Raw genomic sequence first — 22698 nt, 5'->3', positions numbered from 1 at the left:
AAATTTAAAATTTTAAAAAATTTAGTCAAAATTTTATCTTTCTTAGATATAAAAACTCAATATCTATTATATTATTCAATCTACAAAACCTAAAATAAAAATCTAGTAATTTATTGAAAATAAAATACAGTTATTTATTCAATTTTTTTTATAATAGTTAGCAAGAAGGAATTTTATCTTATGTATGATCAAATTATTGTCGGAAAAATAGGAAAAATTATTTTTCAAATTCAAAAAATCTTTGATATTGTTGTATTATATAATTTTAATTTAAAAAAATGGGGGACGATAACTCTTATTATAATCGGTAAAATATTGTTTTTTATTATTATTCTAATAATTTTAGAATTTATTTTTAATAAAGGAGTTCGTTTTATAGTCAGGAGAATAGTTAATTCTACTCATTTTATTTGGGACAATATTTTATATGAAAATAAAGTTTTTGATAGTTTAGCGCATTTTTTTCCATTATCTATTGGATTAATATTCATTAATTCATTTTTTAACGATTATCATACAATTATCATTTATTTAGAAAAAGTATTTGATATATTGTTTGTTTTAATTGTTTTACAATTTTTAATCCGGGTAGTAAATTCTATTATGAGAATAGCTACAAGTGAAAATAATCATCAAACAATAGCAGTTCGCTCTTTTTCACAATTATTAAAAATTATATCCATTATATTTTGTATTTTGGTTATTATTGCAATTCTCACAAAGAATGATCTAATTACTATTTTAACAAGTTTAGGAGCTATAACCGCTTTTGTTATATTAGTATTTAGAGATACTATACTTGGATTTGTTTCAGGGGTACAAATGGCTTCTACAAAAATGATAAAATCGGGTGATTGGATTAAAATTCCTAAATACAGTATAGAAGGTACAGTTATTGAAATTAATTTAATTTCTGCAAAAATAGAAAACTTTGATAAAACTATTACTAGTGTTCCTACTTATGATTTGATTTCCACAGCTGTTATAAATTTTGAATTTATGCGTCAGAAAAATATACGTAGAATTAAAAGATCTATTTTATTTAATATACAATCTTTTCATTTTTGTAATTCATATAAATTAAAAAAATATCAACATATTTATTTAATAAAAAATTATATACAAAAAAAACAAAAAGAAATAGATCTTCTCAATAAAAATGAAAATATTGATACTTATATCAAAATTAATGGAAATAGATTAACAAATATTGGGCTTTTTCGTCAATATGCATTAACGTTTTTATCAAAACATCCAAAAATATCAAAATCAGAAACTTTGATGATTAGATATTTAGAAACAACTCCTTATGGATTACCAGTTGAATTATATTGTTTTACAAATACTTCAGAATCTATTAAATACGAACAGATACAAGCTAATGTTTTTGATCATTTATTAACAGTAGCTAAAGAATTTGATTTAGAAGTAACACAAGTTATTAAAAAAGGAATTTAAAAAATAAAAATGGTAAAATTAAGTGTAAATCTAAATAAGATAGCTATACTAAGAAATTCAAGAGGAAGTGGGATTCCCAATGTTGTTCAGGTTGCAATAGATGCTCAAAAATTTGGATGTCATGGAATTACTATACATCCACGTCCTGATGAAAGACATATAACATATAAAGACGTATATGATATAAGTTCTGTAATTACAACGGAATTAAATGTTGAAGGAAATCCCACTGAAAAATTTATGAAATTAGTATTAGATGTAAAACCATCACAAGTAACTTTAGTTCCTGATTCTGAAAATGCAATAACATCAAGTTCTGGATGGAATACTTTTTTATATCAAGATTTTTTAACTGATAAAATTAAAAAATTAAAAGCTCATGGAATTCGAACTTCTATTTTTTTAGATCCAAAACCAGAATTAGTTTCACATGCAGCTAAAACAGGAACAGATAGAATAGAATTATATACTGGACCTTTTTCCATAGGATATAATAATAAAAAAATGGATTGTATTGATCCGTATGTTGATACAGCAAAATTAATTTTGAATCATCATATGTCAATTAACGCTGGTCATGATTTAAATTTAGATAATATTTCTTTTTTAATTGAAAAAATACCCTATATATTAGAAGTATCAGTTGGACATGCTTTAATTAAAGAATCCATATATATGGGATTAGAAAATACAATTCAAAGTTATTTAAAAAGACTTTTAATAAAAAAAAAGTAAAAGTAAAAAAATGATATTACATTCTAATATTTACGGATCTGGTTCTTCTATTTTGGTTTTTCATGGATTATTTGGAAATGGAGAAAATTGGGTTTCATTTGCTAGAAAATTTGAAAATAACTATCAAGTTCATTTATTAGATATAAGAAACCATGGAAAAAGTTTTTTTTCCGAAAAAATGAATTATGATCTTATATCAAAAGATATATTAGAGTATATTTATTATCATAAATTAAATCATCCTATATTATTAGGGCATTCTATGGGAGGAAGAGCTGTCATGAGGTTTTCTATAAAGTATCCTAAAATCCCAAAAAAAATCATAATTGTGGACATAAGTCCTAAAGGTCGGATTAATAATCAAAAAAAATTAATCCATATTTTGAAAAAAGTGAATTTTAATATTATTAATACTAAAAAAGATCTTGATTTTTTTTTAAAAAAATGGATTTCTGATCTAAAAATTAGGTCATTTTTTTCTTATAAATGCACTAAAAAACAAAAAAATGGAAAATTATGTTTTCATTTTTCATTATTGAATATTGAAAAAAATTATGATTCTCTAATTTATGAAGAAATAAAAAATGGTTCATATTATGGACCTACATTATTCTTACGAGGAGAATATTCAAATTTCATTCTTGATAAAGATTATAATTATACAAGAACATTATTCCCAAAATCCAAAATTTGGATTGTAAAAAAATCCAATCATTGGATCCATATAGATAATCCCATGGATTTTTACAAAAAAATCAGTATTTTTTTAAACGAAACATGATTAATTGTTATATAGTTATGTATATTTTTTTCTAAAAAAATTATTTTATGATTTTTGATTTTGATATAATTCGAAATTTTTATAAAAATTTTTTATATAAAATTGAAAAAATACGAAATGTAATAGATCACCCTATGACTTATTCGGAAAAAATTTTATATTCCCATTTAGAAAATAAAATAAATAAGAGAGAAAATCCTTTTAGAGAAAATAAAAAATTGGAGAATGAATGTTATATAGATTTGTTACCTGATCGTATTGCAATGCAAGATGCAACTGCTCAAATGACATTACTTCAATTTATGCAAACTAAAAAAAATAAAACGGCTATTCCGACTTCTATTCATTGTGATCATCTCATATCGGCTCAATATGGAGTAGATTTAGATTTAAAAAACGCTATAGAAAAAAATGAAGAAATCTATAATTTTTTGAGATCAGCATCTCATAAATATGGAATAGATTTTTGGAATCCCGGATCAGGGATTATTCATCAGATTATTTTAGAAAATTATGCATTTCCTGGAGGTTTGATTATAGGAACTGATTCTCATACCCCTAATGCAGGAGGATTAGGTATGCTAGCGATAGGAGTTGGGGGTGCTGATGCAGCTGAAGTTATGTCTGGATCAATTTTAGAATTGAATTTTCCTAAAATACTTGGAATAAATTTAGTTGGAAAAATTAATGGATGGACTTCTCCTAAAGATGTAATATTAAAATTATCTGGTATGATTGGAGTTTCGGGTGCTAAAAATCATATTATTGAATATTTTGGAGAAGGAATTAATAGTATTTCTTGTGTTGGAAAAGCAACGATATGTAATATGGGAGCAGAAATAGGTGCTACGTCTTCTTTATTCCCTTACGATGATAAAATGAATGACTTTTTGAATAAAAATGGAAGAAATCAAATATCTATGATGGCTGAAAAAATAAAATATTTTTTAAAAGCAGATCCAGAAGTTTATAAAAATCCATATAATTACTATGATCAAGTAATAAAAATAGATTTAAATCTTTTAGAACCCCATATCAATGGACCTTTTACTCCAGATAAAGCAATTCCTATTTCTAAAATGAAAGAAGAAGCGGCTAAAAATAATTGGAAAAAAAAAATTGAGGTAGGATTAATTGGTTCATGTACAAATTCTTCTTATGAAGATTTTTCAAAAACAATATCAATCATTCAACAGGCAAAAAACAAAAAATTGAAAATCCATTCAGAATATACGGTATCACCTGGATCCAATAAAGTTTATTCTCTCATGAAAGAAAGTGGATATTTATCTCTTTTTAAAGAAATTGGAGCTAAAATTTTTTCTAATGCTTGTGGTCCTTGTATTGGACAATGGATAAGGAAAGAAAATAAAAAAAACGAAAAGAATACAATCATTCATTCTTTTAATAGAAATTTTTCATCTCGTAACGATGGAAATCCAAAAACACATGCGTTTATAGCTTCTCCAGAAATTGTTACTGCTTTAATTTTTTCTGGAGATTTAACTTTTGATCCTAAGAGAGATAGTTTGAAAAATGAATTGAATGAATATGTAAAATTTGAAGAACCTAAATCAATGGAAATTCCTACAAGGAATTTTAATTTAGAAGAATTAGGATATGAAAATTTTTCAAATAAAGAAAACAGAAAAAATATATCTGTGATCATAAATAAAAATTCTAAAAGGCTACAAGTTTTATCTCCATTTTTACCATGGAATGGTAATAATTTTCTCAATATTAGACTTTTAATTAAAACTAAAGGAAAATGTACTACAGACCATATTTCAATGGCGGGCCCCTGGTTAAAATACAGAGGACATCTTGAGATGATTTCTAAAAATTTATTAATGGGGGCTATAAATGCTTTTAATCATGAAAAAAATAAAATAAAAAATATTGTAACAGGTAATTATGGAACTGTTTATGATGTTTCCAAATTTTATCAGTCAAAAAATATATCTACTTTAATTGTAGGAGAGGACAATTACGGAGAAGGCTCTTCAAGAGAACATGCTGCCATGGAACCTCGTTTTTTAGGAGTTTGTGTAGTCCTTGTCAAATCTTTTTCCAGAATACATGAAATTAATTTGAAAAAACAAGGGATTTTGGCTTTAACTTTTTTTAATCCTGACGATTATTATAAAATTCAAGAAGAAGATGTATTTCATTTTTACATAAAAAAAATATGTTCTAGTAATAAAAATATAGAAATTGAACTAGTTCATAAAAATGGATATAAAGAAAAAATTATAACTCATCATTCTTATAGTGAAAAACAAATTCAATGGTTTAAAGCTGGTTCTTCTTTAAATTTTATTAAAAATCAATAAAATAAATGAAAATTATAAAATTTTTTTTCATAAAAATTATAAAAATTTATCAAATAGGAATATCTCCATGGATCGGTAATAATTGTAGATATATTCCAACTTGTTCAAACTACATGATTTTGTCATTAAAAAGATATCAATTTTTTAAAGCTATCTTTAGAGGTACAATAAGGATCATTAAATGTAATCCTTGGGGCCCATCGGTTTATGGTCCTAAAAAATTCACTGAATGAATAATAATTGAACATGAAAACATTAGAATATATTAGTTGGAATCCTATTCAAAAAATTCCTTTGTGGAAAGGTTTTTTTATTCATATTTATAGTATAATGTTTTTAATTTCTTTTTTATTAGGATGGTATATAATGAAGTATATTTATAAAAAAGATAATATACATGAAAAATATTTAGATCCTTTATTCATTTTTACTTTTCTTGGAACCTTTATAGGCGCAAGATTAGGTCATATTTTATTCTATGATTTTTCATATTTTTCAGACCATTGGATCGAAGTTTTTTTACCTATAAAAAAAAATAATCAAAATTTCTTTTTAGGATTTATAAAAGGTTATGAATTTACTGGTTATAGAGGTTTATCTAGTCATGGAGCTACCATAGGTATTATTTTATCTAATCTATTTTATAGTAAAAAAATCCTTAAAAAAAAATCTTTTATTTGGTTATGTGATAGATTGTGTATTCCTATATCAATATCTGCTGTTTTTATTAGGATAGGAAATTTTTTTAATTCTGAAATAGTAGGGAAACCATGTAATGAAAAATTGCCTTGGGCAGTAAAATTTATGAAAATGGATACGGAATATGGGAAAATAGTACCTAGACATCCTGCACAAATCTATGAATCTATTGCTTATCTATCAATTTTCTTATCCCTTTTTTATTTTTATAAAAAAAGAGAAAAAAAATATTATGATGGATTTTTATCCGGTATTTTTTTTATTTTTCTTTGGTCTATACGTTTTTTACTTGAATTTTTTAAAGAACCTCAAGGAGCAGAATTTATAAATTTTTTATCTATAAATACAGGACAATGGCTTAGTATTCCTTTTGTTATGTTAGGATTTTTTTTTCTTAATGTATCAAGAATTAAAAAATATTTTTTTTCATGGTAAAAAAGATTAATATTTTTTTTTCTTTAATCATTCTATTTGTTTGTTTTTTGATATATTCTTCCGAAAGAATATATCAAGATTCTGATATGGATAACATGTATTTAGATATCGGTAATTTGCTAGAAATAGAATTTATTAAAGATGGAGAACTATATTTAAAAAACAACAACAATGTTATAAAAAAAATAGATATAGAGTTAGCAGATTTAGATACAGAAAAAAAAAATGGACTAAAATATAGGTCTTTTCTAAAAGAAAATAGAGGAATGTTATTTCTTTTGAAAGATCAAGAAGAATATAAGCAGATAGATATGAAAGACATGCGGATATCTTTAGATATTGTATATATTAATCAATTTAACACTGTCGTTTTTGTAAATAAATATGTTAACCCAATGATGAAAGATATAGAATATCGAAATTTTTCTTCAACTATAAAATATGTTTTAGAAATCAATGCTGGAATGGCAAATAAATGGGGAATAAAAGAAGGAGTAACAAAAATTATTTGGATGGGTTAATTAATCATATAAAACGATTATATTTATCTCATATAATCAACTTAAAATTTTGTAAATATTATGGTTTTTATATCAGAAGAAGCTAAAAATAAATTAATTTCTATTATGAAAAAAGAAGGACTTTCTCACCATGTTTCGTTTATTAGATTTGGAGTAAAAACTGGAGGATGTTCAGGTTTATCTTATGAACTTACTTTTGATCAAAAAAAACAAGAGGGAGATAGTATTTTTCAATACAAAGAAATGAAAATATTGATAGATCAAAATAGTATTCCTTATTTAGAAGGAACGACATTAGAATATTCAGATGGACTAAGCGGAAAAGGGTTTTATTTTAATAATCCGAAAGCAAAACATACTTGTGGTTGCGGAAAAAGTTTTTCATCATCATGAAAAAAAATAATAAAATACTAGAAAGTTTTACTAAATCTGAATATAAATACGGATTCTATACTCCAATAGAATCGGATAAAATCCCATCGGGATTAAATGAAGATGTTATTCGAAAAATAACAGAAAAAAAAAAGGAACCTACATGGATGTTGGATTGGAGATTAGAATCCTATCAGATATGGAAAAAAATGAAAGCTCCAATATGGGCAAATATAAAATATCAAATTCCTAATTTTCAGGAAATTAGTTATTATTCTGCTCCAAAAAATAAGATAGATTTTAATCATTATGAAAAAATAGATCCAGAGTTAATAAATACGTTTAATAAATTAGGGGTTCCTATAGAGGAAAAAAAAAATTCTTCAGATGTAGCAACAGATATAGTATTAGATTCCGTTTCTTTAACTACTACATTTCAAAAGAAATTAGAAGATAAAGGTATTATATTTTGTTCTATTAACGAAGCTTTAAAAAAATATCCAAATTTTATAAAAAAATATTTAGGTTCAGTTGTTTCGAAAAAAGATAATTTTTATGCAGCTCTAAATTCAGCTGTATTTTCAGACGGTTCTTTTTGTTATATTCCAAAAGGAATCCGTTGTCCTATGGAATTATCCACTTATTTTCGTATTAACGAAAATAAAACCGGTCAGTTTGAAAGAACTTTAATTATTGCAGATAAGGATTCCTATGTGAGTTATTTAGAAGGTTGTACGGCTCCACAAAGAAAAGAAAATCAATTACATGCGGCTGTAGTAGAGATTATAGCATTGGAAAATGCTGAAGTTAAATATTCTACCGTTCAAAACTGGTTTCCCGGAAATAAAAAAGGAGAAGGAGGTGTTTTCAATTTTGTCACAAAACGCGGATTATGTGAAAAAAGAGCAAAAATATCCTGGATACAAGTGGAAACAGGTTCTTCAATAACCTGGAAATATCCGTCTTGTATTTTAAAAGGAGACTTTTCCATGGGAAATTTTTATTCCTTAGCTTTAACTAAAGATTTTCAACAAGCAGATACAGGAACTAAAATGATTCACATAGGAAAACATACTAAAAGTGTTATTTTATCGAAAGGAGTATCTGCTGGAAAAGCTCAAAATAATTATAGAGGATTAGTAAAAATTACTTCTCAAGCGGCTCATTCTCGTAATTTTTCTCAATGTGATTCTTTATTAATTGGAGATGAATGTGGTGCTCATACGTTTCCATATATTCATGTATACAATTCAACTTCTAAAGTTGAACATGAAGCTACAACTTCAAAAATTGGAGAAAACCAAATTTTTTACTGTAATCAAAGAGGAATCAATACAGAAAAAGCAATTTCTTTAATTGTTCATGGTTTTAGTAATGAAATTTTGAAAAAACTTCCTATGGAATTTGCAATAGAAGCTAAAAAACTTTTAGAAGTTTCTTTAGAAGGATCTGTTGGATAATAATAAAGATTATGTTAAATATAGAAAATTTACATGCTTCTATAGAAAACAAGAAGGTTCTTAGAGGAATTAATTTAAAAATAAATATAGGAGAAAGTCATGTTATCATGGGACCTAATGGTTCTGGAAAAAGCACTCTTGCTTCTATAATAGCAGGTAAAAAAGAATATAAAATCGATAAAGGAAATATTGATTTTTTAAATCAAAATTTAAAAAATCTTTCTCCAGAAGAACGGGCATACCTAGGTATTTTTATTTCTTTTCAATATCCAATAGAAATTCCAGGAGTCTCCATTATTAATTTTATTAAAACAGCGGTTAATTCTATTCGTGAAGCACGAAATATAAAAAAAATGTCTTCTAAAGATTTTTTAGAAAAAATAAAAGAGAAATCTTCTTTATTAAATATTGAAAAAAGTTTTTTTTATCGTTCTTTGAACGATGGTTTTTCTGGAGGAGAAAAAAAACGAAATGAAATATTTCAAATGATGATGTTAGATCCTTTATTATCTGTTTTAGATGAATTAGATTCAGGTTTAGATATAGATGCATTACGTATAGTTGCTAAAGGAATTAATTTTTTTAGAAAAAAAAACAATTCTGTTTTAATTATCACTCATTACAAAAGATTATTAGATTATATTCTTTCAGACTATATTATACATATCTTATATAAAGGAAAAATTATTCAGTCAGGAGATAAAAAATTAGCTGAGAAATTAGAAGAAAAAGGATATGATTGGATAATCAAAAATAAAATACAATATAAAAAATAATTGTCTTGTTTAACTTTTTTATAATTAATTAAATGCAGTTAAAAGAAAAAATAACTTTATTGATTAATAAATTTTATTCTGAAAAAAAAGACTCTTATATGTCTTCTTTGAAACAAAAACATTTTAATTTTTTTCATAAAAAAGGTTTTCCTTCTTTTATAAATAATGAGGAATGGAAAAATATAGATATAGATTCAATTATTAACCAAGATTACAATCTTTTTTCTGAAAATGTAAAAATAGGAAATATAGAACATAAAAAAATTAAAAAATTAACTTTTTTAAAAAAAGAAAAATCTTTAATTTTAATTTTTATAGATGGAAAATATTATCCTCATTTTTCTTACACGAAACATGTAAAAAATATAAATTTATCAAATTTATTATCACTAAAAGATAATGAAATTCAAAATTATTATGGAAAATTATCATATCAATACGATGCCTTTTATACTTTAAATACTCTTTTGTTAAAGGATGGAGCGTATGTTTATATTCCTGATAATCTTATTTTAGAATCTCCTATAGAAATATTGCATATTTCTACAGGAATGGATTCCAAAACCATGTTGAATAATAGGAATTTAATTATAGTAGGAGAACATTCTTATGTTAAAATTATAGAACATTACAAATCTTTAAAAAAACATTTGGCTTTCATAAATTCTGTAAGCGAAGTTTATACTATGAATCATAGTATGATTGACTATTATAAGGTGCAAGATAATTTGGATGAAACTTATGTAATAGATAATACATTTTTTAAACAAAAAAAAAATAGCAAATGTACCGTTTATACCTTTTCTTTTAAAGGAAATTTCATAAAAAATAATTTAAAACTTTATTCTAATGGAGAAAAAACATATTCTTATCTATATGGAATTTCTCTTTTATCAGGAAAACAATTTGTAGATCATCATACCTTGATAAATCATTTATGTTCAAATGCTTATAGTTTTCAATTATATAAAAATATTTTATGTGAAAAATCTAGAGGAATCTTTAATGGAAAAATAATTATTAATGAATTTATAAAAAAAATAAATGCTTTTCAAAAAAACCATAATATTCTTCTTTCTGATGAGGCACATATAAACGCTAATCCCCAACTAGAAATTTATTCTGAATCTGTAAAATGTTCACATGGTTGTACTATAGGAAATATACAAGAACCTGAATTATTTTATCTACAATCAAGAGGAATTCCTAAAAAAAAAGCTAAAATGTTATTATTATTCTCTTTTTTAGAAGAAATATTGATTCCTATTCGTGTTTTTGAATTGAAAAAATTGATATATAATAAAATGAAAAAAAGACTAGATAAACATCTATAATATATGTTTTCAGAAAAAGAAATCCAAAAAATAAGAAATCAATTTCCTATTTTAAAAGAAAAAATATATTCTAATCCTTTAATTTATATGGATAATGCGGCTACTACCCAAAAACCTTTAAAAGTAATTCAAGCAACTCAAAATTATTACTCTACTATGAATTCTAATATTCATAGAGGTTTGCATTATCTTAGTCATAAAGCTACTCTATATGTAGAAAATGTTAGAGAAAAAATTAAAAATTTTATTCACGCTAAATATTCTTCGGAAATTATATTTACAAAAGGAACTACAGAATCAATTAATTTAGTTGCTTCTAGTATAGATTCTTTTATAAAAAAAGGAGACGAAATTATTATTTCTTGTATTGAACATCACTCAAATATTGTACCATGGCAAGTACTTTGTAAAAAAAGAGGTGCTATTTTAAAAATAATATCCATTCATGAAAATGGTTTTTTAAAACTAAAAGATTTTGAACTTTTCATTTCAGAAAAAACAAAAATAGTATCAATTTGTCATATATCTAATGTTTTAGGAATAATTAATCCTATTAAAAATATTATTAAAAAAGCACATGAATATGGAGCTTTAGTTTTAATTGATGGGGCCCAAGCTCCTTCTAATCTAAATTTAGATGTACAAGAATTAAATGTAGATTTTTATGTTTTTTCTGCTCACAAAATGTATGGACCAACAGGTATTGGTATGTTGTATGGAAAAAAGAAAATATTAGAAAAATTATATCCTTATCAATTTGGAGGAGAAATGATTAAAAATGTAAGTTTTGATAAAACAACTTATTCAGATTTACCGTTTAAATTTGAAGCAGGGACCCCAAACATAGAAGGAATTATTGTATGGGGATCTGCTATAGATTTTGTAAAAGAAATAGGTATATCAAATATTCAATCTTACAAAAAAAAACTTTTAATATATGCTGTCAAATGTTTAAGTTCAATAGATGGAATCCAATTATATGGAGATAATATAGATTTTTCTAAAAAATCCGGCATTATCTCCTTTAATTTATATAAGTTACATTGTTTTGATGTAGGAAGTATTTTAGATCGTTTAGGAATTGCGGTTAGAACGGGGCATTTGTGTGCACAACCTCTTATGAATTTCTTTAAAGTTTCAGGAATGATTCGTATTAGTTTCTCTATATATAATACTTTTAAAGAAATAGATTATTTATCTGAAAGTATTTTAAAAACAAAAAAAATATTATTAAAGCAATAAAATTATTTTATGACATATGCTATTGTTAATATAAAAGATAAACAATTTAAAATTATTGAAAATACATATATTTATGTTCCTCATATTTCTGCAAAAATAGGAGAAAAAATATTATTAGATCAAGTTTTTTTGTTTTCTAAAGAAGGAAATCTTTTTTTAGGAAATCCTTTTTTAGAAAAAATTAAAGTTAAGATAGAAATTTTACAACATGTAAAAGGAAAAAAAATTATTATTTTTAAGAAAAAAAGAAGAAAAGGGTATAAGGTTAAAAATGGATTTAGACCTTTATTTTCAAAAATAAAAATAATTTCTTTTTTATTATAATAATAATAAAAAATAAAATAATATGGCTCATAAAAAAGGTTCTGGTAGTTCTAGAAATGGAAGAGATTCAATAGGAAGAAGATTGGGGATTAAAATATATGGAAATCAATATGTGAATTCTGGTAATATTATAGTTCGTCAAAGAGGAACAAAATTTTTTCCAGGAAAAAACGTGGGAATAGGAAGAGATCATACTTTATATGCCATTAAAAATGGATATGTTTCCTTTAAAAAAGGAAGAAAAAATAAATCAATTATTTCTATTATAGATACTAAGACTGGGTAGTTCAATTAGGATAGAACAACAGTTTCCTAAACTGTGAGTTGTGGGTTCGAATCCCGCCCCGGTTACAACTAAGTAAATAAGTAAAATGGTCCCAGCTGGATTTGAACCAGCGACTCCCTGATTATGAGTCAGGTGCTCTAACCAACTGAGCTATGGGACCAAAAATATGGAACTTGTACAAGTTTACAACATTATTCTTCCTATTACAAATTTTTTGTAAATTTTTTCTTTCATAACATATTTTGTTTTTCAAACAAAAACAGAAATCTATTTTTAATTTAATTGATTAAATAATGAAAGAGATGAGTTTAATTAAAAATCAAAAATTATCTTCAATATTTTTTGTGGAAATTGCAGAAATTCTTAATAGAGAAATCTTTTATGGTCAAAAGAATCAAAAATTTTTAGTTACTCTGATTAAAATATATATTACTCCTGATATGAATTTAATAAAAGTATATATTAGTATTTATCCTTTTTTGGATAAAGAAATATTGAAAATTATCCGTTCTAAATCTAAATTTTATAGAAAATTACTTTCTCATAGACTTAGGTATCGTGTGAAAAAAATACCAAAATTGAATTTTTTTTTGATTATATAATAAAAATTAATGTTTTTTGACACCTTCTTTTTATATATCGATACGTTATTTTTTTTATAAAAAAAAGACTAACCTTGTTAATATTATTGTTTTTTTATCAATTTTATCTATTGGAGTATCTACATTTTCTTTATCTACTATTTTATTTATTGTTTCAGGATTAGAAAATTTAAATAAAAAATTTTATCAAATTCATTATCCAGATATTACAATTTCTTATTCAAATGGAACCAATTTTTTTATTGATGATATTATAATAAAAAGAATAAAATCTATACCAGAAATTATAGCTGTTTCTAAGACCATAGAAAAAAAAATTTTTTTTCACTATAAAAATCATGAATACTTTATGCTTTTAAAAGGAGTAGATATAGAATATGAAAAAGTAATGAAAAATTTTAAAAAAATAAATTTAAGAAGTAAAAAATTTGATTCTATAAACATATATATAGGATCGTCTTCTATGATTTTATTCTATCATGTAATAAATATGCCATTACAAATATTTTTTTTTGATTTAAAGAAAAATACTTTGATTCCATTTCTCAGAAAAAAAAAAATTTCTATAAAAGGATTTTTTCATTTTAGTCCTAAAATAGATGGAAAATATTTATTTTGTGATTTACATGAGTTTCAAAACAACATAATAAAAAAAAAAGTTTTTCATACATTAGAAATAAAAATTCATGAAAACGTTAATATGCATAATTTTAAACATTTTTTAATGAAGAAATTGGGAAAGAAATTTAATATAATAACACGTATAGAAAGAGAGGAGGTTATCTCTAAAGTTCTGAATACAGAAAAAATATTTATATATTTTTTATTCATTTTAGTAACACTAATTACTGGATTTAATTTATTTAGTGCTATTTATATTTTACAATTAGATAAAATTAAAGAACTTTTTACATTATGGAATATGGGGCTTTCTATAAGGAAAATTAAGATGATATTTTTTTATATAGGATTAATGATTACCACTTTTGGTTGTTTAAGTGGTTTTATTTTTTCTTATATTTTCTCTCTAATACAAGAAAAATATAAAATATTTAGGATTGAAAAAAAAATCCCTTTTCCTATTAAAATTACAATAATAGATTCTTGTACGGTTATATGTATTATTTTAATAATAGGATCTATCATATCTTTTTATTCTTTAAAAAGAATTAATAATATGATTTTTTATTCTAAATAATATGTTTTTAATGGTTCAGATATTTCTACATTTGGAAATATTTTTTTTGCTTCTTTTTCAAATTCTTTAAGGTTAGGAAATCGATTTGAATAATGTCCTAATAATAATTTTTTTACTTTAGCTTCTTTAGCTATATATGCCGCTTGATTAGCTGTAGAATGTCCTGTATTAATAGCTCTTTTTTCTTCTATTTTTAAAAAAGTGGATTCATGATATAATAAATCTACATATTTTATGTGTTCAATGATAGGCAAGTAAAAGGAAGTATCTGAACAAAAAGCATAAGATAATATCTTTGGTGGATCAAATGTTAATTTCAAATTAGAAATGATTTTTCCATTATTAGTTTTAAAATCTTTTCCTAATTTTAAATTTTTATAGTCTAATATTTTAATATCGGGAATTTTTTGAATTTCTTCTATGTTTAATTTTCTTTTACTAGGTTTTTCTTTAAAAAGAAATCCATTTGTATAAATTCTATGTTTCATTGGAATAGAAAAAACTTCTATTTTTTCATTATCTATGATTTTTTCCAATTTTTTGGATGATAATTCTATATAATTTACACAATATTTAAGTTTAGTATAAGACCATTTAAAGTGGACATCTATAATTTCTTTTAATCCTTTTGGAGCATAAATATTAATCGATTTTTCTCTACCTAATAGATGAAAAGTTGATAATAATCCAATCAATCCAAAAAAATGATCTCCATGTAAATGAGATATAAATATATGTATAATTTTATTAAATTTAATTTTTGCTTTTTTTAATTGAACTTGTGTTCCTTCACCACAGTCAATAAGAAAGGAAAATCCTTTTATTTCTAATATTTGAGCTGTAGGATGGAAATTTTTTTTAGGTATGGAAGAATGACATCCTAAAATAGTTAATGAAGGTTTTTTCATTATGAAAAATTGTTTTAATAATTTTTATAATTTGTATATTCAACAGTTAATTTTTTTTATTCTTTCTTTTTTTTTTTAAAAAGAAAAATACTACCACTAATTATTATAATAAGGGCTATTATTAATATAAATTCAATATTTATCTCTCTTTTCGAAAAAATAGGATCCTCATCTTTTATAAAGAAAAACATGGTGAATATAGCAAAAGCGTTATTAAAAACATGTAATAATATACAATCTATGATAGAAGAGGTTATAAAATAAATAAATCCTATAAAACTTCCAATGATTATTCCACCTACTAATTGCCATGGATTCATATGAGTTAATCCAAATAAAAATGAAGAAAATAAAATAGCTTTAATAGGATGTATATTATTTTTTAACATTCCATTCAAAATAATTCCTCTAAAAAGAACTTCTTCACATATAGGTGCTAACAATATTGTAGTAGAAAAAAAAGGAATTGGATTTTTTATTTCTTCTTTTAAAAATTCTTCAATTTCTTTATACATATTTCCTAATATTGGCCCATCTCTTGGAACTAATGAAGAAATGTATTCGTTGATAATGATCATACAAAACATCATACAAAAAAGAATCAAATAAATATACCATGAAGATAATCTTGTGGATAAATCTATAATTAGATTTTTTTTTTGGGCTTGATGAGATATGAAAAAAAATAAAAAAATAAAAGGAAGAGTATATGATATTGAAAATATCATGCTTTCAGGTAGATTAATAGAAATTAATAATTTTCTAAAAATTATATTGAAAAAATTTAAAGCAATAAATCCTAATATTAATAAAATTGATTCGATATAATTTATTTTAAAATAATTTTTCATAATAAATATTAAAAATTCGTTTTATTTTTTCGATTCATTTTTTTTTTTTTTTATAACTATATTTTTTTCATTTATAGATTATAAAAGACTTTTAATTTAATAAAAGTTTATTTTAATTTTATCTTTTTGAAAGATAATAACAATTTTCTTTATTCATTATTATAAATAATAAAATTTTCAAAATTAAAGTTTTTATATGTTGTTTTTCGATATTTTATCTTTATTTCAGAACTATGAATTTTTTAAAGATAGTAGAATTGGAGACTCAAAAATTTTTAAGTATTCTGACTTATTAAAAGTTATGAATAAGTATAAAAATATATGTTCTATTATTCCTATAGGATTATCTATAGAAAAAAGAAAAATTTTCAAAATTAAATGGGGAATAGGAAAAAATAAAATATTTATTTGGTCTCAAATGCATGGAAATGAAACAACTGGAACTAAATCTATGTTTGATCTTTTTCATTTTTTTTTATTAAAAAAAAATTGTGATTTAGTTCAATTTTTAAAAAAAAATTTAACTCTTTCATTTATTCCTATGTTAAACCCCGACGGATCTGAAATTTTTCAGAGAAGAAACGCTATAAATATAGACTTAAATAGAGATGCTATTTGTTTACAATCTCCAGAGATACAAATACTATTTCAGGAAATAGAAAAAGATAAACCTCATATTTTATTTAATTTACATGATCAAAGAAGTATTTATAATGTTGGACATAAAAGTTTTAACCCTGCTATTTTATCTTTCTTATCTCCTTCTATATCTATGGATAAAAATGCTTATTCTATAAGTAGAAAAAAATCTATGGGGGTTATAAATTTTATCGCAAAAGAAATTCATAAAATTTTACCTAATATTGGATCAATAGGAAGATTTTCTGATGAATTATATCCTACTGCAACTGGAGATCGTTTACAAAAACTAGGTTATCCTTGTGTTCTAATTGAATCAGGAAATTATCCAAAAGATCTTAAAAAAAAAATTATTAGAAAATATAGCGTATTATCTGTTCTTTCGGGAATTTATTTTATTTCTTTTCAAGGAAAGAATCTTGAAAAAAATTACAAATCTTATTTTGATATTCCAGAAAATAAAAATATCTTATTAGATAAGATATATAGAAAAGTACAAATACGTAAAAATAAAAATAAATTTTTTGTAGACATAGGACTGATGAATTTCGAAAAATTGGATATTATGAAAAAAAATATTTCTATTTTTACTAAAATAGTAGATATAGGTGACTTATCCCATTTTTTCGCTTATGAAGAATCTATTGTTAGAGGCAAAAAATTTTATGGAGAAAAAGGAGAAAGTTTTCCTAAAATTGGGGATATAGAAAATTTTAAAATTTTTTAATCGGCTTATTTTTTGAAATTAGAAACTGCAAGTCTTTTTCTTCCTTTTTTTCTTCTTCTAGATATAATGATTCTACCTGTCTTTGTCTTCATTCTTTTCATAAATCCATGAACATTAACTTTTTTTCTATTTGAAGGTTGATAAGTTCTTTTCATAAATTTTTATTTATTATATATATTATTTGTTTTTTGAATATTGGAAAAATATTTTTCATCTTTTTTTTTTACTATTTTTTTCTTTTTTATATTCAGTAATCTTTTTTGATAGGAAAAGAAAAGTAATATCAAAATTCCAATAGTAACTCCTGTGAAAAATAAAATTATACGTTTTGAAAAACTCATGATATAACTAAAAAAAACAATATATGAACAGAAATTACATAAAGTTTTTATTTTTTTAAAATTATTGGATTTTTAACTTTAATGAATACTAAATTAAAAGGTTAATCTATTTTTTTATAATCCAATTATATTATGCAATTTTTAAAGGAGTTAATGAATAAAATTCAAACATTGAAAAAACATGATATTCCTAAATTTGATTTAAAAAAGAAACCTATTTTGGATATAAAAAGCATTATGAAAATATTGCCTCATAAACCTCCATTTCTCTTAGTAGATAAAATTATAGATTTAACAGAAAATAGTATTGTAGGTATCAAAAATGTAACTATGAATGAATCTTTTTTCATAGGACATTTTCCTAGAGAACCAATTATGCCCGGAGTATTACAAATAGAAGCCATTGCACAAGTTGGAGGAATATTAGTATTAAACAAATTAAGTCATCCCGAATTATATTCTACCTATTTTTTAAAAATAGACAAAGTAAAATTTAAACAAAAAATAGTTCCTGGAGATATAATTATTTTTCAAGTTTACTTGTTAGAATCTATGAAAAGAGGAATTGTTCATATGAAAGGAAAAGGTTATGTGAATAACAAACTTGTAGTAGAAGCAGAAGTCGTAGCAAAAATAGTTAAAAACTATGAAAAATTATGAAATTTTAAATTTCAAATTTTCTAAATATTAGAAAAGATTGTTCTTTTTATGCATATAAAAATAACAATAGAAAGAAGATATATTCAAAATTATTGGTTTTTTTTCATATAAAACAAGAAAAGAGATATGTCTTTATTAGAACAATAACTACTAAAAAATTTAGTAATAGATCATATTTTATGAAAAAAAATTTCATCAAACAAAAGATAAATTAAAAAAATATTAAGATAGAATCTTAGTTTTTATAAAAAAAGATATTTTTTATTTTATGAATAATATTACTCATGATCAGATACATATGAAAAAAATATTAATAAAAAACATAATATATAACCTTTAAAAAAGGGTAAAATTTCTATTTTTTTCATGTAAAAAATGAAAAATAAAAAATTTTTTTATTTTAAAAACTCTTATTCGAAATTATTAATAGCTTCAGGAACTTCAGGAAGAAGCTTCTGTAAGAAAATAAGGAAAATTATTAATACATAGTAATAAAAATTTAAAAAAAAACAAAATTATTAGTTCCTTATTTTTATCAGAATAGGAGAATTATTCAAAATAAATACAAAAAAAAAATAGATCTTATATTATTTAAAATTCAAAATTATCTGACATTTAAGAATAATAATTATGAGTATTTTAATAGATAGAAACATTAAACTTCTTGTACAGGGATTAACTGGAAAGGAAGGCTTATTTCATACCGAACAAATGATAAAATATGGAACTACTATAGTAGGAGGAATAACACCAGGAAAAGGTGGAAAAAAATATTTAGGGATTCCTATTTTTAACACGATTGAAGATGCAACCACTCAAACAGGAGGGAATGTGAGTATAATTTTTGTTCCTTCTGCTTTTGCGTCTGATGCTATTTTAGAATCTGTTTATATGAATATACAAATTATTGTCTGTATTACAGAAGGAATCCCTGTATCAGATATGATTCGAGTAAAACATTTTTTAAAAAAAAGAAAGTCTCGTTTAATAGGGCCAAATTGTCCTGGAATTATTACACCGGAAGAAGCTAAAGTAGGAATAATGCCTAATTCAGTTTTTAAAAAAAAAGGAAATATAGGAATAATTTCTAGATCAGGAACTCTAACTTATGAAGCAGCAGATCAAATTGTGAAATTGGGTTATGGAATTTCCACTGCTGTTGGTATAGGAGGAGATTCTATTGTTGGAATGAATATAAAAGAAATCATGAAATTATTTTTACATGATTCAGAAACAGAATGTATTGTTATGATTGGAGAAATAGGAGGACAATTAGAAATTGAGGCAGCTAAATGGATAAAAGGATTGAAAAGTAAAAAACCAGTAATAGCCTTTATAGCTGGACAAACAGCCCCAAAAGGAAGAACAATGGGACATGCTGGAGCAATTATAGAAAAAAAAATAGAAACAGCGCAAGAAAAAATAAAAATAATGGAAGAAAATGGAATACATGTAGTTAAATCTCCTGATAATATAGGAAAAACTGTATATGATATTCTTCATTAAAAAAAAAGAAAAAGAATTATTTAGATTATTAGATGGAAAAATATTTGATAATTGGATTAGGAAATCCAGGAGATTTATACAAAAATACTAGACATAATTTGGGTTTTATGGTTTTAGATCAAATCTCAAAAAAGTATTGTTTTTCTTTTTGTAAAAAAAAATTAGGTTTTATTTCTCAATTTATCTATCATGATAGATTACTTTTTTTTTTAAAACCCTATACTTATATGAATCGTAGTGGAGAAGCTGTTAAATATTGGATGATGAAAAAAAAAATTATATTAAAAAATATACTGATAATATCTGATGATTTTTATTTAAATTTTGGTAATTTTCGTTTAAAAGGAAAAGGAGGAAGTGGGGGTCATAATGGATTAAAAAATATAGAAAAAGAAATAGGAACAACTCATTATGCACGTCTTCGTTTTGGAATTAAAAAAAATCATTTTTATCAAAAAAAAGATTCTTATGTATTAAAAAACTGGGAAAATGAAGAAATAAATGATTTATTTTCAAGATTAGATGTAGGTATACAAATCATATTTTCATTTGTAATAAATGGGCTCCAGAAAACGATGAATATATTCAATTAACAATAATAAAAATATAGAATGTAAGTTAACCTTGTAGTTTAAAAGGATAGAATATAGGACTCCGATTCCTATGGTATGGGTTCGATTCCCTTCAAGGTTATTTTTAAACTCAATTAATCATGATTCATGATATTCGAAATTTTTGTATTATCGCGCATATAGATCATGGAAAAAGTACATTAGCTGATCGTTTATTAGAAATTACAAAAACAATTTCAGAAAAAAAAGGGGATCAGTTATTGGATGATATGGATTTAGAGAAAGAACGTGGAATAACTATCAAAAGTCATGCTGTTCAGATGGAATATAAATACAATAATAAAATATATACTTTAAATCTTATAGATACACCTGGACATGTTGATTTCTCATATGAAGTATCTCGTTCTATTGCTGCTTGTGAAGGAGCTATACTTGTTGTTGATTGTACGAAAAGTATACAAGCACAAACAATATCTAATCTTTCTTTAGCATTAAAAAATAACCTAATTATTATTCCAGTTTTAAACAAAATTGATTTATTTGATTCTATTTCTGAAGACGTAATGAAAGAAATTATGGAATTAGTGGGATGTAAAATAGAAGATATTATTCCTGTTAGTGCAAAAAATGGATTAGGAATTAATCGTGTTTTAAATCAAATAATAACACGTATTCCTTCTCCAAAAGGAGATCCAAAAGCACCTTTACAAGCTATTATTTTTGATTCTTTATATAATCCATTTAGAGGGATTGAAATATTTATTAGAATAAAAAATGGTTTTATACGAAAAGGACAAAAATTACGATTTATGTCTACAGGAAAAGTTTATTCTGCTTATGAGATAGGAATTTTGAAATTAAAACGTATTTCTAAAAATCAAATTAATACAGGAGATGTTGGATATATCGTCTCTGGGATAAAAAATGCAAACGAAGTAAGAGTAGGAGACACTATAACAGATAATCAAATACCAGCTAAAAAAGCAATACAAAAATTTAAAGAATTTAAACCTATGGTTTTCGCTAGTATTTATCCAGTTGATTCTGATAGATATGAAGAATTACGTTCTTCTATAGAAAAATTAAAATTAAATGATGCTTCTCTTTCTTTTAAACCTGAATCTTCTCCAGCATTAGGTTTTGGTTTCCATTGTGGATTTTTAGGTTTTCTTCATATGGAAATTGTAAAAGACCGTTTAGAACGTGAATATGATATTTCTGTAATACTCACTATCCCTAATGTTTCTTATATAGTTTATATGAAAAATAATCAAAAGGTTTTAATTAATAATCCCTCGGATTTTCCGGAAATGGAAAAATTAAAAAAGGTAGAAGAACCATATATTTTAGTTTCTATTTTTACTAAAGATATTTACATAGGGAATATAATGTCGTTATGTATTGAAAAACGAGGAATTATGGTTGAAAATCATGATTATATGGTTTCTAGAAGAATAAAAATTATGTATGAGATGCCTTTATCGGAAATTGTATTTGATTTTTATGATAAATTAAAAAGTGTTTCTAATGGATATGCATCTTTTGATTATAATTTTATTGGTTATAGAAGTTCGGATTTAAAAAAAATTACTGTATGGATTAATCACGAAAAAATAGAACCTTTGTCTCTTTTAGTTCATAAAACAAAAGTTTTCTTTTTAGCAAAAAAAATATGTAAAGAATTATCTATATTAATTCCAAAACATCAATTTAGTATTCCTATTCAAGTTTCTGTATCTGGAAGAATTATAGCAAGAGAAACCATTAAAGCGTTCAGAAAAAATGTTACGGATAAATGTTATGGAGGGGATATTTCTAGAAAAAGAAAACTTTTGGAAAAACAAAAAAAAGGAAAGAAAAAAATGCGTAAGATAGGAAAGATTGAAATCCCATCATCTACTTTTATGACTTTTTTAAAAGTTAAAAATTAGTTTT

General features: G+C 23.8%; 24 protein-coding genes, 3 tRNA genes and 1 pseudogene. 24 read left to right on the top strand and 4 right to left on the bottom strand.

Features of this window, described 5'->3' with window-relative positions; genetic code table 11:
* Window positions 1-180 precede the first annotated feature (180 nt).
* The 15 genes from STAT_RS03085 to STAT_RS03015 all read left to right on the top strand — a co-directional run bounded on the left by STAT_RS03085 (window position 181) and on the right by STAT_RS03015 (window position 12821).
* Window positions 181-1458 (top strand): mechanosensitive ion channel family protein, encoded by a 1278-nt coding sequence (locus STAT_RS03085; RefSeq protein ID WP_119305805.1) that lies wholly within the window; start codon window positions 181-183, stop codon window positions 1456-1458.
* Between the two features lie 9 nt (window positions 1459-1467).
* On the top strand, window positions 1468-2193 hold the full coding sequence (locus STAT_RS03080) for a pyridoxine 5'-phosphate synthase (protein ID WP_119305804.1): 726 nt from the start codon (window positions 1468-1470) through the stop codon (window positions 2191-2193).
* A gap of 10 nt (window positions 2194-2203) precedes the next feature.
* Complete coding sequence (locus STAT_RS03075; protein WP_119305803.1) at window positions 2204-2974, top strand: alpha/beta fold hydrolase; 771 nt, start codon at window positions 2204-2206, stop codon at window positions 2972-2974.
* Window positions 2975-3021: 47 nt separating this feature from the next.
* Window positions 3022-5307, top strand: coding sequence for an aconitate hydratase (locus STAT_RS03070; protein WP_119305802.1), 2286 nt, complete (start codon window positions 3022-3024; stop codon window positions 5305-5307).
* Between the two features lie 5 nt (window positions 5308-5312).
* Window positions 5313-5540, top strand: coding sequence for a membrane protein insertion efficiency factor YidD (gene yidD, locus STAT_RS03065; RefSeq protein ID WP_119305801.1), 228 nt, complete (start codon window positions 5313-5315; stop codon window positions 5538-5540).
* Window positions 5541-5553: 13 nt separating this feature from the next.
* Entirely contained in the window at window positions 5554-6441 is an 888-nt protein-coding gene (gene lgt / locus STAT_RS03060) for a prolipoprotein diacylglyceryl transferase (RefSeq protein ID WP_119305800.1), read from the top strand.
* A gap of 47 nt (window positions 6442-6488) precedes the next feature.
* Complete coding sequence (locus STAT_RS03055) at window positions 6489-6962, top strand: DUF192 domain-containing protein (RefSeq protein WP_244273560.1); 474 nt, start codon at window positions 6489-6491, stop codon at window positions 6960-6962.
* A gap of 60 nt (window positions 6963-7022) precedes the next feature.
* The gene (locus STAT_RS03050) at window positions 7023-7355 is read left to right on the top strand and encodes a HesB/IscA family protein (protein ID WP_119305798.1); all 333 of its coding nucleotides are present in this window, start codon (window positions 7023-7025) and stop codon (window positions 7353-7355) included.
* On the top strand, window positions 7352-8794 hold the full coding sequence (gene sufB / locus STAT_RS03045) for a Fe-S cluster assembly protein SufB (RefSeq protein ID WP_119305797.1): 1443 nt from the start codon (window positions 7352-7354) through the stop codon (window positions 8792-8794). The genes STAT_RS03050 and sufB overlap by 4 nt, the downstream gene beginning before the upstream one ends.
* 11 nt (window positions 8795-8805) lie before the next feature.
* Window positions 8806-9570 (top strand): Fe-S cluster assembly ATPase SufC, encoded by a 765-nt coding sequence (gene sufC / locus STAT_RS03040; RefSeq protein ID WP_119305796.1) that lies wholly within the window; start codon window positions 8806-8808, stop codon window positions 9568-9570.
* A 32-nt stretch (window positions 9571-9602) separates the two neighbouring features.
* Window positions 9603-10904, top strand: coding sequence for a Fe-S cluster assembly protein SufD (gene sufD / locus STAT_RS03035; RefSeq protein WP_119305795.1), 1302 nt, complete (start codon window positions 9603-9605; stop codon window positions 10902-10904).
* 3 nt (window positions 10905-10907) lie between these two features.
* A complete protein-coding gene (locus tag STAT_RS03030; protein WP_119305794.1) occupies window positions 10908-12146 on the top strand; it encodes a SufS family cysteine desulfurase in 1239 nt (412 codons plus the stop codon).
* A gap of 9 nt (window positions 12147-12155) precedes the next feature.
* Window positions 12156-12470, top strand: coding sequence for a 50S ribosomal protein L21 (gene rplU / locus STAT_RS03025; protein ID WP_119305793.1), 315 nt, complete (start codon window positions 12156-12158; stop codon window positions 12468-12470).
* A gap of 22 nt (window positions 12471-12492) precedes the next feature.
* Entirely contained in the window at window positions 12493-12756 is a 264-nt protein-coding gene (rpmA, locus tag STAT_RS03020; RefSeq protein WP_119305792.1) for a 50S ribosomal protein L27, read from the top strand.
* Window positions 12747-12821 (top strand) — tRNA-Arg (locus tag STAT_RS03015). Before rpmA ends, STAT_RS03015 begins: the two co-directional genes overlap by 10 nt.
* A 21-nt stretch (window positions 12822-12842) precedes the next feature.
* Here the strand turns inward: STAT_RS03015 and STAT_RS03010 are convergent.
* A tRNA-Ile gene (locus tag STAT_RS03010) sits at window positions 12843-12916 on the bottom strand.
* Window positions 12917-13049: 133 nt separating this feature from the next.
* Between STAT_RS03010 and STAT_RS03005 the strand changes: the two genes are divergently transcribed.
* Window positions 13050-13358 (top strand): ribosome-binding factor A, encoded by a 309-nt coding sequence (locus tag STAT_RS03005; protein WP_119305791.1) that lies wholly within the window; start codon window positions 13050-13052, stop codon window positions 13356-13358.
* Window positions 13359-13374: 16 nt separating this feature from the next.
* Entirely contained in the window at window positions 13375-14556 is a 1182-nt protein-coding gene (locus STAT_RS03000; RefSeq protein ID WP_119305790.1) for an ABC transporter permease, read from the top strand.
* Here STAT_RS03000 and STAT_RS02995 read toward each other — a convergent pair.
* Together STAT_RS02995 and STAT_RS02990 are read right to left on the bottom strand one after the other, a co-directional pair.
* The gene (locus tag STAT_RS02995; RefSeq protein ID WP_119305789.1) at window positions 14544-15464 is read right to left on the bottom strand and encodes a ribonuclease Z; all 921 of its coding nucleotides are present in this window, start codon (window positions 15462-15464) and stop codon (window positions 14544-14546) included. The two genes, STAT_RS03000 and STAT_RS02995, sit on opposite strands and share 13 nt — an antisense overlap.
* 56 nt (window positions 15465-15520) lie before the next feature.
* Window positions 15521-16042: a CPBP family intramembrane glutamic endopeptidase gene (locus STAT_RS02990; RefSeq protein WP_244273559.1), complete on the bottom strand. Its 522-nt coding sequence runs from the start codon at window positions 16040-16042 to the stop codon at window positions 15521-15523.
* 97 nt (window positions 16043-16139) lie between these two features.
* Between STAT_RS02990 and STAT_RS03130 the strand changes: the two genes are divergently transcribed.
* Window positions 16140-16292, top strand: coding sequence for a hypothetical protein (locus tag STAT_RS03130; protein WP_244273558.1), 153 nt, complete (start codon window positions 16140-16142; stop codon window positions 16290-16292).
* 219 nt (window positions 16293-16511) lie between these two features.
* Window positions 16512-17681 carry a M14 family zinc carboxypeptidase gene (locus STAT_RS02985; RefSeq protein ID WP_119305787.1) on the top strand — a complete coding sequence of 390 codons (1170 nt, stop codon included), beginning with the start codon at window positions 16512-16514 and terminating at the stop codon, window positions 17679-17681.
* Window positions 17682-17686: 5 nt separating this feature from the next.
* Here the strand turns inward: STAT_RS02985 and rpmH are convergent, their stop codons facing one another.
* Entirely contained in the window at window positions 17687-17836 is a 150-nt protein-coding gene (rpmH, locus tag STAT_RS02980) for a 50S ribosomal protein L34 (protein WP_015430182.1), read from the bottom strand.
* 234 nt (window positions 17837-18070) lie between these two features.
* On the opposite strand from rpmH, the pseudogene fabZ reads away from it, so the two are divergent.
* From fabZ to lepA, 5 genes and pseudogenes are all read left to right on the top strand, one after another.
* Window positions 18071-18682: pseudogene (gene fabZ, locus STAT_RS02970) on the top strand (3-hydroxyacyl-ACP dehydratase FabZ); the annotation flags it as partial.
* A gap of 630 nt (window positions 18683-19312) precedes the next feature.
* On the top strand, window positions 19313-20188 hold the full coding sequence (gene sucD / locus STAT_RS02965; protein WP_119305785.1) for a succinate--CoA ligase subunit alpha: 876 nt from the start codon (window positions 19313-19315) through the stop codon (window positions 20186-20188).
* Between the two features lie 32 nt (window positions 20189-20220).
* Complete coding sequence (gene pth, locus STAT_RS02960; protein WP_119305784.1) at window positions 20221-20781, top strand: aminoacyl-tRNA hydrolase; 561 nt, start codon at window positions 20221-20223, stop codon at window positions 20779-20781.
* Window positions 20782-20808: 27 nt separating this feature from the next.
* Window positions 20809-20881, top strand: a tRNA-Arg gene (locus tag STAT_RS02955).
* A 22-nt stretch (window positions 20882-20903) separates the two neighbouring features.
* Window positions 20904-22694 (top strand): translation elongation factor 4, encoded by a 1791-nt coding sequence (gene lepA / locus STAT_RS02950; RefSeq protein ID WP_119305856.1) that lies wholly within the window; start codon window positions 20904-20906, stop codon window positions 22692-22694.
* Window positions 22695-22698 lie beyond the last annotated feature (4 nt).

Source organism: Blattabacterium cuenoti STAT, assembly GCF_003573915.1.
Classification (GTDB): Bacteria; Bacteroidota; Bacteroidia; order Flavobacteriales; family Blattabacteriaceae; genus Blattabacterium; species Blattabacterium cuenoti_A.
This window is presented reverse-complemented; position numbering and strand designations above follow the sequence as displayed.

Coding starts and splice junctions, on each gene's coding strand:
- STAT_RS03050 (WP_119305798.1), top strand. CDS start 7,023: ATGGTTTTTATATCAGAAGAAGCTAAAAATAAATTAATTTCTATTATG.
- sufC (WP_119305796.1), top strand. CDS start 8,806: ATGTTAAATATAGAAAATTTACATGCTTCTATAGAAAACAAGAAGGTT.
- STAT_RS03080 (WP_119305804.1), top strand. CDS start 1,468: ATGGTAAAATTAAGTGTAAATCTAAATAAGATAGCTATACTAAGAAAT.
- sufB (WP_119305797.1), top strand. CDS start 7,352: ATGAAAAAAAATAATAAAATACTAGAAAGTTTTACTAAATCTGAATAT.
- sucD (WP_119305785.1), top strand. CDS start 19,313: ATGAGTATTTTAATAGATAGAAACATTAAACTTCTTGTACAGGGATTA.
- yidD (WP_119305801.1), top strand. CDS start 5,313: ATGAAAATTATAAAATTTTTTTTCATAAAAATTATAAAAATTTATCAA.
- STAT_RS03070 (WP_119305802.1), top strand. CDS start 3,022: ATGATTTTTGATTTTGATATAATTCGAAATTTTTATAAAAATTTTTTA.
- STAT_RS03075 (WP_119305803.1), top strand. CDS start 2,204: ATGATATTACATTCTAATATTTACGGATCTGGTTCTTCTATTTTGGTT.
- STAT_RS03030 (WP_119305794.1), top strand. CDS start 10,908: ATGTTTTCAGAAAAAGAAATCCAAAAAATAAGAAATCAATTTCCTATT.
- STAT_RS02985 (WP_119305787.1), top strand. CDS start 16,512: ATGTTGTTTTTCGATATTTTATCTTTATTTCAGAACTATGAATTTTTT.
- rpmA (WP_119305792.1), top strand. CDS start 12,493: ATGGCTCATAAAAAAGGTTCTGGTAGTTCTAGAAATGGAAGAGATTCA.
- sufD (WP_119305795.1), top strand. CDS start 9,603: ATGCAGTTAAAAGAAAAAATAACTTTATTGATTAATAAATTTTATTCT.
- lgt (WP_119305800.1), top strand. CDS start 5,554: ATGAAAACATTAGAATATATTAGTTGGAATCCTATTCAAAAAATTCCT.
- STAT_RS03085 (WP_119305805.1), top strand. CDS start 181: ATGTATGATCAAATTATTGTCGGAAAAATAGGAAAAATTATTTTTCAA.
- STAT_RS02995 (WP_119305789.1), bottom strand. CDS start 15,464: ATGAAAAAACCTTCATTAACTATTTTAGGATGTCATTCTTCCATACCT.
- STAT_RS03130 (WP_244273558.1), top strand. CDS start 16,140: ATGAAAAAAAATAAAAAAATAAAAGGAAGAGTATATGATATTGAAAAT.
- rpmH (WP_015430182.1), bottom strand. CDS start 17,836: ATGAAAAGAACTTATCAACCTTCAAATAGAAAAAAAGTTAATGTTCAT.
- rplU (WP_119305793.1), top strand. CDS start 12,156: ATGACATATGCTATTGTTAATATAAAAGATAAACAATTTAAAATTATT.
- STAT_RS03005 (WP_119305791.1), top strand. CDS start 13,050: ATGAAAGAGATGAGTTTAATTAAAAATCAAAAATTATCTTCAATATTT.
- STAT_RS02990 (WP_244273559.1), bottom strand. CDS start 16,042: ATGATCATTATCAACGAATACATTTCTTCATTAGTTCCAAGAGATGGG.
- pth (WP_119305784.1), top strand. CDS start 20,221: ATGGAAAAATATTTGATAATTGGATTAGGAAATCCAGGAGATTTATAC.